Source organism: Vibrio sp. Y176 (assembly GCF_033438945.1).
In genome coordinates this window covers 1-798 of sequence record NZ_JAWOQS010000356.1, presented here as the reverse complement: position 1 = coordinate 798, position 798 = coordinate 1, and the positions used below count along the sequence as shown (strand labels likewise).

Annotated in this window: 1 protein-coding gene; it reads left to right on the top strand. The window is 51.8% G+C overall.

The window, feature by feature from the left end; all coding sequences use genetic code 11:
- Positions 1-798: gamma-glutamyltransferase family protein (locus tag R7O13_RS26045; RefSeq protein WP_318305096.1), on the top strand; the 798-nt coding region annotated here is incomplete at both ends.

The following is a 798-nucleotide window of genomic DNA, read 5'->3' as shown; positions in this document are numbered from 1 at the left end:
TATTGGGATGGCGAACAACAAAAGCTCACCACTTATGATGGTCGAGAAACTGCGCCCCTCGCCGCAACCCCAACACTGTTTTTGGACGACCAAGGCCAGCCGCTGCAATTCTATGATGCCGTTGTAGGCGGACGATCTGTCGCGACGCCGGGCACCGTCAAACTGTTGTGGGATACCCACCAAAAATACGGCAAGCTGGAATGGAAAAAGATCATTCAGCCAGTGATCAACTTGGCTGAGGAAGGTTTTGCCGTCAGTCCTCGTCTCGCCAGTTTGATTGCCAACGACGCCGAGCGTTTATCACGTTTTCCGACCACAAAAGCGTATTTCTTTAACGCCGATGGCTCACCAAAAGCCGAAGGCACACGATTAAAGAATCCAGAATACGCGCAAACCTTGAAAGCCATCGCCAAGCTAGGTGCTCAAGCCTTCTATCAAGGTGATATTGCCAAAGACATTATCGCAACCGTGCAAACCGCAGTGGGTAACCCGGGCGTATTGGCACAACAAGATTTTGATACTTACCGCATCAAACAGCGAGAGCCTGTTTGCGCGGCTTATCAAAGCTACGACATCTGCGGCATGGGGCCACCAAGCTCAGGCGCGCTAACTGTCGGACAGATCTTGGCTATCACCGAACAATACGACCTCAAAGGCTGGGGACCAGACAGCGCCAAATCTTGGCAGGTCATTGCGGACGCATCTGGTCTCGCGTTTGCTGATCGCGGTAAGTACATGGCCGATCAAGACTATGTACCCATGCCAACCGAAGGTTTGTTGGACAAAGACTATCTCAAA